The following is a 9,822-nucleotide window of genomic DNA, read 5'->3' as shown; positions in this document are numbered from 1 at the left end:
CCCGCCCCCCCCCCCCCCCCCGGCCCCCCCCCCCCCCCCCCAAGCCGGGCTCCTGCATTTGATTGTGGGATTTAATTGAACGGCGGCAGGCCATACGCAGCCAGGTCAAACTCCGCAAGTTTGCGGATGATCTGGTCGGCGTGGTGGTACTTGCTGTCGGCCATGGCTTCGTCGGGCACCGCAATGGCGGTCATGTGGGCGGCCTTCGCGGCGGTCACACCAAACGGCGAATCCTCGAACACCAGGCAATCTTCAGGCGCCACGCCGAGTCGGCGCGCGGCGGTGAGGAAGATATCCGGCGCAGGCTTGGCGGCACCGACTTCCGGGTCGTCAGCCGTCACAATGGTGTCGAACAACCCGAACCACTCGCGGTGCAACGTGGTTTTGTGGCCAAACGAATTGCGCGACGAACTGGTGCCCACGGCAATCGGGATGTTGTGCGCCTTCAAGTGCCGCACCAGCGCTTCGGCGCCAGGCATCCCCAGGGCCTTGGGAAAGCGCTCGCTCATCAGCGGTTCGCGGATCTCGAGAAACTCGGCCGGGGTGATCGGCAGCTCCAGCGCCTTGACCACATAATCGGCCAAGTCCTGGGCACCGCGCCCAATGATGTGCTGCTTGATGCCCCAGTCGTAGGTACGCCCGTAGCGTTCGGCGATGATCTGCGTGACTTCGGTGTAGATACCTTCCGTGTCCAGCAACAATCCGTCCATATCAAAAATCACGGCCTTGATCGGACCGACTGCAGTACGCGGTGCATTCATCAGTAAAACACCCTGGGGAAGGACTAAAAGGATTCAGCACAATAGCGGCCCGGGTTGCCTGCAAGCAACCACCGCGGCCACGATTACCTTCGTCCCCCCCAAGGTTCACTCAGGAAAATCCGCCCCCTGCGTCACGTCCGCCCACGCTTCAAAGTCGGCACTCAATGCCTTGACCTTGGAGCGTGCAAAGCCCAGTGCAGCCTTGCCCAACAGCAAGCGCAGGGGCGGCTGCTCGGCCTCCACCGCCTTGACGATGGCAATCGCCGCGCGCACCGGATCACCCGGTTGCTTGCCGCTGTAATTGCGCACGGTGCTGGCACGGGCCGCCGCGGTATCGCGGTAGTCGTCGATGGCGTGCGCGGCCTCGTTGGCCGAACGTCCAGCCCAGTCGGTACGGAACGGCCCCGGCTCCACCAGCAGGACCTTGATCCCCAGCGGCGCAACTTCCTGGGACAGCGCTTCGGACAAACCCTCCACGGCAAACTTGGTGGCGTTGTAGAAACTCAGGGAAGGGAACGCAGCAATACCGCCCACCGAAGAAATATTCACCACCGTCCCCGAGCGCCGCGCACGCATGCCGGGCAATACCGCGCGGGTCATGGCGCTGAGGCCCCACACGTTGATTTCGAACATGCGGCGCACTTCGTCCAACTGGCTTTCTTCGAACGCGCCGAAGTAGCCGATCCCGGCATTGTTGACCAGCACATCGATATGCCCGAAGTGCGCGTGCGCCGCCTGCACCGCCGCCTCGACCTGGGCCTGGTCCGTCACGTCCAGGGTCAGCACCAATGCGTGGTCTTCGTGACCGGCAACGATGTCCTGCACCTGTTGCGGATTGCGCGCGGTCACCACCGTCGGGTAGCCGAGGCTCAAGGTGTGCAACGCCAATTGACGGCCGAAACCGGTGGAGCAACCGGTGATAAACCAGACAGGTTTTGCAGTTGAATCGGTCATGAAGGGCATTCCTCGTGAGGTGAGGAAAAAAGTATGCGCGCGGGTGTTCTTGTTAAAAAGATGCATAATCCGCAAGCCCCTTTCGGAAAAACCACACAATGGACGCGCCGGATTTCCAGCAATTGCGCCTGTTCCTACAGGTCGCGCGCACCAAAAGCTTCACCCAGGCGGCGGATGCCGTCAGCCTGTCGGTGTCGACCGTCAGCCAGCGCGTCGGCGCCCTGGAAAAACAGCTGGGTGTGCGCCTGCTCAATCGCACCACCCGCAGCGTCAGCCTGACCGAGGCCGGCACACAGCTGCTGGAAAAAATCACGCCGCTGCTCGAAGAGCTGGAAACCAGTTTGCACAGTGTCGCCGCCGCTACCGTCGAGGCCAGCGGCACTTTGCGCCTCAACATTCCCTCCACCGCCAGCCGCATGGTGCTGCAACCGCTGTTGCAGGGTTTCCTGCACAAACACCCGGGGATCAATCTGGAAGTGGCCGTGGATAACGCGCTGGTCGATATCGTCGCCCAGGGCTTCGATGCGGGAATCCGCTACGACCACGTGCTGGCCGAGGACATGGTGGTGATCCCGGTGGCCCGGCAACTGCGCTTTGTGATTGTCGCCACTCCCGGCTACTTGCAGGGGCGCAGCGTGCCGACCCATCCTCACGATTTGCTCGAGCATGAATGCGTCAACTACCGCAGCGCGCAAACCGGCCTGATGCACCGCTGGGATTTCGAAAAAGACGGCAAACCGCTGCGGGTCACGGTCAAGGGCCGACTGGCGACCAATGACATCGAACTGATGATCCGGGGCGCACTCGACGGTTTCGGCTTTGCCTACGTGGCGCGCTCCAGTGTCGAGGCGTATTTGCACAGCGGCGAGTTGGTGGAAGTCCTGGGCGACTGGATTACCCACAGCGCGCTGTATTTGTACTACTTCAATCGCAGCAACACGCCAAAGAAACTGCGGGTGTTTATCGACTACCTGCAACAACAACTCGGCGACTGACCCAGGCCCCCTTAAAAGCGAACCCATCATGTTCTATCGCGTAATCGCCGACGGCCTCGTGCTGTTTCACCTGTGCTTCATCCTGTTCGTACTGTTCGGCGGGCTGCTGGCCCTCAAGTGGCGGCCCGTGATGTGGCTGCACCTGCCCGCCGCCGCGTGGGGCGTGGCAGTGGAGGTGTTCCACCTGCCCTGCCCGCTGACCCGCTGGGAAAACCTGTTTCGCCACCTCGCCGGACAGGACGGCTACGCCGGCGGATTCATCGAGCACTACATCCTCACGCTGATTTACCCGGCCGGGTTGACGCCACAGATCCAACTGGGGCTGGGCGCGCTGGTGCTGCTGATCAACGCGGCGGTGTATGTGCGCTTGATCAGGCGCAGGTAGGAGGTTTGCAGCGTTACGTACAGGATTGAGACAGCTGGCGTGGTGAAGAATCAGACTCCCTCATTCCGTTCGTAGACGCGCCCATGTCCGAAGCCTTCGAAGTCCCCAGCCCCCACGAAAAACACCTCGAACACACCACCGAACATGCCCACGGCCGCGGGGATAATTTCGCCAGCCGCATCGCCGTGATGACCGCGCTCATGGCCACTCTCGGTGCCATGCTCAGCTACCAGGCCGGTTCCACCGAAAGCGAAGCGGCGATGGACAAGAACAACGCCGCCATCATCAAGACCGAAGCGGCCAACCAATGGAACTACTACCAGGCCAAATCCAGCCGACAAAACCTGGCGGAACTGGCCACGCATATCCCCGGTGTGGACGCTGCGCATTACAAGGATGAGATCGAGCGCTACAAAAGCCAGAAGGAAGACGTGCGCAAGCAGGCGGAGAAACTTGAAGCCACCTCGAAGGAATGGGACGAGAAATCCGAACAGGCGCTGCACCAGCATCACCGCTGGGCCCAGGCGATGACCGCGATCCAGATCGCGATTTCGCTGGCGGCGATCACCTTGCTGACGCGCAAGGAGTGGCTTAAACGGATGTCCTACACGGCCGGCGGCATCGCCTTGGTATTGGGCGGCCTGGCGTGGCTGCACGTCTGAACCTGCAGGCGCAAGCAGTGTGCTGTCGACAGAAAATGTCGGCACACAGCGCGTTTGCACTTTGGCTGCTCCGCCCTATCGCTATATAGTAAAATGCACAGCGCCTGATGCTGCTCAACGCGAGGAAAAGTCGGTGTCCACACAACCCAAAGAAGCCGTGGGCGCCGCCTACAGTATCGACTCCATGCGTTTTGCCCAGGCCATGACCTGGCAAGCCATCGAACAGCTTTCCCAGCGCATCCGCCCCGGCATGCTGGAGTCCGAAGCCCGCGAGCTGGGCAAGCAGGTGCTCGCCGACCTCGACATGCAACGCATCTGGCACCCGCTGCTGGTGCGCTTCGGCGCCAATACCCTGAAGGCCTTCAACCAACGCTCCGACGGCGACCCGGTGCTGGGCGAAAACGATATCTTCTTCATCGACATGGGCGCCGTGTGGCAAGGCCACGAAGGTGATGCCGGCGCGACCTTCGCCACCGGCAACGATCCGCAAATGCTCGCCTGCGCGAGCGCCGCCAAAGAGCTGTTCGACCGCGTGCAGGCCCGCTGGACAAACGCCAAGGTCGTCGGCCTCGAGCTGTACCGCTACGCCGAAGAACAAGCCCAGGCCCTGGGCTGGCGACTCAACCTCGACATCAAGGGCCACCGCGTCAGCGATTTCCCCCACGCCGTCCATCGCGGCGGAGACCTGGGCGACTTCGAGCACTACCCGAACGCCGGGTTGTGGATCCTGGAAATCCAGATCGCCCACCCGACCAAGCCGTATGGCGCCTTCTACGAAGACTTACTCGCCTGACCCTTTAAGGAACATCCATGAACCGCTCCACCGAACACCCCGTGCTGCTGTTTTCCTACGGCACGTTGCAAGACAAAGCCGTGCAACTGGCCAACTTCGGCCGCGAGCTGACAGGCCAGTAGGACGCCATGCTCGGCTATTCGCAAAGCTGGGTCGAGATCACCGACCCAGAGGTGCTGGCAAGCAGTGGCAAGACCCATCACCCGATCGTGGCGCCGACCACCGAGCCAGGCGCCCAAGTCGAGGGCAATGTGTTTCAGATTACCGAGCAGGAATTGGCCGCCGCCGATGCGTATGAAGTGTCGGACTACAAGCGTGTGTCAGTGGCGCTGGCGTCAGGCCTGACGGCGTGGGTGTATGTACAAGCCTGAAGAGAAATTTCCGGTAAATGATTTCAATCTCACAGGCCGGAGATTAGAGTGGCGCGCCTTCGAGAATTGAATCTCGATTTTTAGCCCATGGAGTTATCCAGTGAAGTACGTCAGTAAAGTGGTTGCAGCAGCTGTTCTCGGTTTCACCCTCGCAGGCTGCACCGGCACCGCCATCAAATCCCCGCAATACGACAGCAGCCAATACACCGTTCTCGGCCACAGCGAAGCCAGCGCCACCGGCATCATGCTCTTCGGCGTCATCCCGATCGGCCAGAACAGCCGCTTCGTCCGCGCCCAGGATGCCGCAATCAAGGCAAAAGGCGGCGACGCGCTGATCAACACCCAAGTCCAGGAAAACTGGTTCTGGGCTTGGGTACTGAGCGGTTACACCACCAAGATTTCCGGTGATGTGATCAAGCTGAAAACCGCACAGTAAGCGCACGACGTGAAAAAGCCGCTTATCTCTTCGGGAGAAAGCGGCTTTTTCATGCAATAAGGCCTGATAAAAATGAAAATCTTGGTCATCGCTTCGCTGGGGCTCTTATCGCTGGCCCAAACACCCCTGGCCGTCGCGGAAAACAGCAACGGGAAAAACCTCTACCTGCAACGATGCGCGATGTGTCACGGCGCAGACATCAAAGCAACAGGCCCGCTGGCGCATAAAAGCACGCCTCCCACACCTGACCTCACGACCGCCGCTTTCAAGAAGCGCCTGAGTGATTATCCGGGCGTTATCGTTTCTTCGATAATACTTCGCCCTAACGGCGACTTGATCCCGAGAACGTTACGAGAGAACGGCGTAAAGCTGGCGCCGCACGCCTGGAGCATCCAGGATCTACGTGATTTGAATCAGTACATGAGTGGCGTGATTTCGAAAGCGAGGTAGTTTTCAGACGCCAGAAACCACAAACCCCCGGTTTTCTCTGGGAAAACCGGGGGTTTGTGTTTACTTAATGTGGCGGTGAAGGAGAGATTCGAACTCTCGATACAATTTCTTGTATACACACTTTCCAGGCGTGCTCCTTAAGCCACTCGGACACTTCACCGTATCTCGTCAAACCAGTTCAGTCTGTCGAGGCGCGCTAATGTAGTCGAAAGCCTTTCTGATGGCAAAGGTTTTTTTCAGAATTTTCATGCGGTTAGACCGCTATACCGGGAGGTGCCCGGCAAGGGGTGGTGATTCTGCCATTCTTGGGCATGGGCAGCACGCGTCTGGAACGGCGATTGCGCCCTGCCCTAGGCTATGGGGCGACCGGCATGCGGGAAAAGTCTGACTGGGTAGTCAGTCACGGCGCTTTACCGGGGCGGGCGTGGTGGGTAACGTCTGTGCATAAGCTTCTATAAACAGCCTATCTATAACAAGTCCTACAAGGAACCGCGTCATGAGTGAGTTGATTGCTTACCACCTCGAAGACGGTATCGCGACCCTGACCTTGAGCAACGGCAAGGTGAATGCCATTTCTCCCGATGTGGTCAGTGCGTTTAATACAGCGCTGGACCAGGCCGAAAAGGACCGCGCGGTGGTGATCATCACCGGGACGCCGGGGATTTTGTCGGGTGGTTATGATTTGAAAGTGATGACGGCCGGCCCTAAAGAGGCAATCGGCCTGGTGACGTCGGGCTCGACGTTGGCCCGTCGCCTGTTGTCGCACCCGTTTCCGGTGATTGTGGCGTGCCCTGGGCATGCCGTCGCCAAGGGCGCGTTCCTGTTGTTGTCGGCGGATTATCGGATTGGTGTGGAAGGCCCGTTCAGCATTGGCCTGAATGAAGTGGCAATCGGCATGACCATGCACCACGCCGGGATCGAGTTGGCGCGGGATCGCCTGCGCAAATCCGCGTTTCACCGTTCGGTGATCAATGCCGAGATGTTCGACCCGCAAGGCGCCTTGGGCGCAGGCTTCCTCGACAAGGTGGTCGCACCGCAAGAGCTGCATGCTGCAGCGCTGGAAGCGGCCCGTCAGTTGAAGAAGCTGAATATGAACGCCCACAAACACACCAAGTTGAAGGTGCGCAAAGCGCTGCTGGAAGCGCTGGACGATGCGATCATCCAGGACCAGGGCCATATCCTCAGCTAAAGCCTGCAGCCGCATAAGAAAGCCCGGCCTTGAGTCGGGCTTTTTCTTACAGATAAATTCGAATCATCCTCAGCCGCTCTAGCCTGCCGATGTCAGCAGATGTTGAAACATGTACTTAAACATCGCCTATCTCCTCCCTCTACAGGGGTAATTGCCGAATACAGTGCACAACCGTACACTGCGCCACCTTTTGTCCCGATGGGCTGTTTCGATGCTTTTTCTGTTGCGTATGTTGTTGATGGGCCTGCACTTTATGGTCGCCGGCGTGCTGGGCGTGCTGATCGGTGTCTGCCGGCCGTTCAACCCGGATAACAGCCGTTTATGTGCTCGCCTCTACGCGCTGCCGGCCATGTGGATCCTGCGCCTGAATGTGAAGGCCGACGTGGACTCGCTGCGCAACAAGCCCGGTACGTGCGTGATCATTGCCAACCACCAGTCCAATTACGACCTGTTTGTGTTCGGCACCGTGGTGCCGCACCGCACGGTGTGTATCGCCAAGAAAAGCCTCAAGTGGGTGCCGCTGTTCGGCCAGCTGTTCTGGCTGGCGGGCAATGTGCTGATTGATCGCGGCAATGCACACAAGGCGCGCCGCGCGATGCTTACCACTACACACACCTTGCAGCATGAGGACACGTCGATCTGGGTGTTTCCGGAAGGCACGCGCAACCTGGGCAAAGGCCTGTTGCCGTTCAAGAAAGGTGCGTTCCATATGGCGATAGCCGCCGGTGTACCGATCGTGCAGGTGTGCGTGAGCAATTACGTCACCCACATGCAGCTCAATCGCTGGAACAGCGGTGATGTGCTCATACGCTCGCTGCCGCCGATTCCTACGACAGGCCTGACTGCAGACGACATCCCGCAGTTGATGCAGGCCTGCCAGGCGCAGATGGATGAATGCATCGCAGGGATGGACCGCGAACTGCAAACCGCCTGGACACCCGCGCCTCTGTAATTCTGTGGGGCCACCCGCCCCCCTATGCTGCGGATAAAAAAGCACGCTGCGCCAACGGCCACAAGGGAACGCCATTCAGGCTAAGCTGCCCAACACCTGTCCTCCCAATAAGAAGTGATCAGTATCATGGGTAGAGTTGTTGCGGCCGCTGTCTACAGCGCCGGAAAGAAAGTCACTGACATCACTCTCGACGAAGGCGCGGCCTGGGCCGCCAAACCCGACCACTTTGTGTGGATCGGCCTGGAAGAACCCAGCGCACAGGAGCTGGCCAACCTGCAACGCCAGTTCAACCTGCATGAATTGGCCATCGAAGACGCCCTGGAAAAACACAGCCGCCCCAAGCTGGAAACCTTCGGCGATGCGCTGTTTATCGTCACTTATTCACCGGTGCGCGACAACGGCAAGCTGGAGTTTATCGAGACACATATTTTTGCCGGCAATGGCTACATCATTACCGCACGCAACGGTCACTCGGCGTCCTACGGCTATGTGCGCCAGCGCTGTGAGGCGCGGCCGCTGTTGCTGGAGCATGGCGAAGATTTCGTCCTCTATGCACTGCTCGATTTCGTCACCGAAAACTACCAGCCCGTGAGCGAGGCGATCCATGCCGAGATCGATGAGCTGGAGCGCAATGTGCTGTGCAACTCCCTCAGTGAAGTCGATATCCAGAACCTCCACGGCCTGCGCCGCGACGTGCTGCGGCTCAAGCGCTACGTGGCGCCGATGGTGGAGATCAGCCAGGAGCTGCAGAAGCTGAGCTTCCCGTTTATCGACAAGAACATGCGCCCGTATTTTCGTGATGTGCAGATCCACGTGACGCGGCAGATGGAAGACCTCACCACCCTGCGCGACATCGCCAGCCAGACCATTGAAATCGGGGTGTTGCTGGAGGCGTCGCGCCAGAGCGTGGTGCAGCGCAAGTTCGCCGCGTGGGCGGCGATTCTCGCGTTCCCCACCGCGGTGGCGGGGATTTACGGAATGAACTTCCAGAACATGCCCGAGCTGCAATGGCACTACGGCTATTTTGCCGTGCTCGGGTTTATCGCGGTGGGCTGCACCAGCCTGTGGGCCAGTTTCAAGCGCTCGGGCTGGCTTTAAACCCGGGCCTCGGGCTTGTGCGCCACAAAGCGCATCATCCACTCCGCCACGGTCACGCCGTGGTGGTCACGCTCCAGGCTGGACACACCGTTGGTGTAGACCTTTTCGCCCAGGGTCGTCTGAAGAATCTCGAGCAATTCGCGGGAATAGTCGTGGATAAACTCCGGGTGGCCTTGGAAGCACAGTACCTGGTCGCCAATGTGGTATGCGGCGAACGGGCAAAAATCGCTGGAGGCAATCACCGTGGCGTTGTCCGGCAACGTGGTGACCTGGTCCTGGTGGCTGATCAATAGCGTCAGCTCTTCCACTTCAGGGCTCATCCACGGCGCCTTGGCATCGAGTTTGTAGTCGTGGATGCCCATGCCCCAGCCCTGGCCGGCACGCTCGGTCTTGCCGCCCAGCAGCAGCGCCAGCAATTGGTGACCGAAGCAAATGCCGAGCAACTTGTCGCCACGCTCGTAGCGTTCGAGCAGGTACGTCTTGAGGGTCTGGATCCACGGGTCGGTACCGAAGGAGTCGGCCTTGCTGCCGGTCACCAGATAGGCGTCAAACACTTCATCGTCCGCGGGGTATTCGCCCTGCACCACGTTGTACACGACGAACTCGGCGGGAATCGGCTGCTTGGAGAACAGGCGCTTGAACATCTGCCCGTACCCTTGGTATTGATCGATCAAGCCTGGACGCAGGATATCGGTTTCCAGGATACAGACGCGTAGCGACATAAAAAATACCTGACACGGTGATGGGAATAATGCACACCCCAGAGCCTGCCTTGA

Annotated in this window: 12 protein-coding genes, 1 tRNA gene and 1 pseudogene; 10 read left to right on the top strand and 4 right to left on the bottom strand. The window is 59.7% G+C overall.

Annotated features, from left to right (window positions below):
* Positions 1-71: 71 nt before the first annotated feature.
* Together NTD80_RS10300 and NTD80_RS10295 are read right to left on the bottom strand one after the other, a co-directional pair.
* Positions 72-761 carry an HAD-IA family hydrolase gene (locus NTD80_RS10300; RefSeq protein ID WP_262133420.1) on the bottom strand — a complete coding sequence of 230 codons (690 nt, stop codon included), beginning with the start codon at positions 759-761 and terminating at the stop codon, positions 72-74.
* Positions 762-866: 105 nt separating this feature from the next.
* Positions 867-1,715: an oxidoreductase gene (locus tag NTD80_RS10295; RefSeq protein ID WP_262133419.1), complete on the bottom strand. Its 849-nt coding sequence runs from the start codon at positions 1,713-1,715 to the stop codon at positions 867-869.
* Between the two features lie 98 nt (positions 1,716-1,813).
* Between NTD80_RS10295 and NTD80_RS10290 the strand changes: the two genes are divergently transcribed.
* The 7 genes and pseudogenes from NTD80_RS10290 (at position 1,814) to NTD80_RS10260 (ending at position 5,807) form a co-directional block, all read left to right on the top strand.
* Entirely contained in the window at positions 1,814-2,710 is an 897-nt protein-coding gene (locus NTD80_RS10290; protein WP_262133418.1) for a LysR family transcriptional regulator, read from the top strand.
* 28 nt (positions 2,711-2,738) lie between these two features.
* Entirely contained in the window at positions 2,739-3,095 is a 357-nt protein-coding gene (locus tag NTD80_RS10285; protein ID WP_262133417.1) for a DUF2784 domain-containing protein, read from the top strand.
* Between the two features lie 83 nt (positions 3,096-3,178).
* Positions 3,179-3,757, top strand: a complete 579-nt coding sequence (locus NTD80_RS10280) for a DUF4337 domain-containing protein (protein WP_065909463.1) — start codon at positions 3,179-3,181, stop codon at positions 3,755-3,757.
* A 133-nt stretch (positions 3,758-3,890) separates the two neighbouring features.
* A complete protein-coding gene (locus NTD80_RS10275; protein WP_262133416.1) occupies positions 3,891-4,550 on the top strand; it encodes an aminopeptidase P family protein in 660 nt (219 codons plus the stop codon).
* 17 nt (positions 4,551-4,567) lie between these two features.
* Positions 4,568-4,921: pseudogene (locus NTD80_RS10270) on the top strand (gamma-glutamylcyclotransferase family protein).
* 100 nt (positions 4,922-5,021) lie between these two features.
* Positions 5,022-5,357 carry a hypothetical protein gene (locus tag NTD80_RS10265; RefSeq protein WP_065909457.1) on the top strand — a complete coding sequence of 112 codons (336 nt, stop codon included), beginning with the start codon at positions 5,022-5,024 and terminating at the stop codon, positions 5,355-5,357.
* 72 nt (positions 5,358-5,429) lie between these two features.
* Positions 5,430-5,807, top strand: a complete 378-nt coding sequence (locus NTD80_RS10260; protein WP_120449505.1) for a c-type cytochrome — start codon at positions 5,430-5,432, stop codon at positions 5,805-5,807.
* 70 nt (positions 5,808-5,877) lie between these two features.
* Here the strand turns inward: NTD80_RS10260 and NTD80_RS10255 are convergent.
* A tRNA-Ser gene (locus NTD80_RS10255) sits at positions 5,878-5,967 on the bottom strand.
* A gap of 336 nt (positions 5,968-6,303) precedes the next feature.
* Here NTD80_RS10255 and NTD80_RS10250 point away from each other — a divergent pair.
* From NTD80_RS10250 to NTD80_RS10240, 3 genes are all read left to right on the top strand, one after another.
* The gene (locus tag NTD80_RS10250) at positions 6,304-6,996 is read left to right on the top strand and encodes a crotonase/enoyl-CoA hydratase family protein (protein WP_201145717.1); all 693 of its coding nucleotides are present in this window, start codon (positions 6,304-6,306) and stop codon (positions 6,994-6,996) included.
* A gap of 211 nt (positions 6,997-7,207) precedes the next feature.
* Entirely contained in the window at positions 7,208-7,948 is a 741-nt protein-coding gene (locus tag NTD80_RS10245) for a lysophospholipid acyltransferase family protein (protein WP_106802882.1), read from the top strand.
* A 126-nt stretch (positions 7,949-8,074) separates the two neighbouring features.
* Positions 8,075-9,046, top strand: a complete 972-nt coding sequence (locus NTD80_RS10240) for a magnesium and cobalt transport protein CorA (RefSeq protein ID WP_065909380.1) — start codon at positions 8,075-8,077, stop codon at positions 9,044-9,046.
* Here the strand turns inward: NTD80_RS10240 and NTD80_RS10235 are convergent.
* Positions 9,043-9,768: an amidotransferase gene (locus NTD80_RS10235; RefSeq protein WP_065909379.1), complete on the bottom strand. Its 726-nt coding sequence runs from the start codon at positions 9,766-9,768 to the stop codon at positions 9,043-9,045. The genes NTD80_RS10240 and NTD80_RS10235 overlap by 4 nt on opposite strands.
* Between the last annotated feature and the right edge of the window lie 54 nt (positions 9,769-9,822).

Origin of the sequence: Pseudomonas sp. 13B_2.1_Bac1, assembly GCF_025466155.1 — a bacterium.
Taxonomy (GTDB): domain Bacteria; phylum Pseudomonadota; class Gammaproteobacteria; order Pseudomonadales; family Pseudomonadaceae; genus Aquipseudomonas; species Aquipseudomonas aylmerensis.
This window is presented reverse-complemented; position numbering and strand designations above follow the sequence as displayed.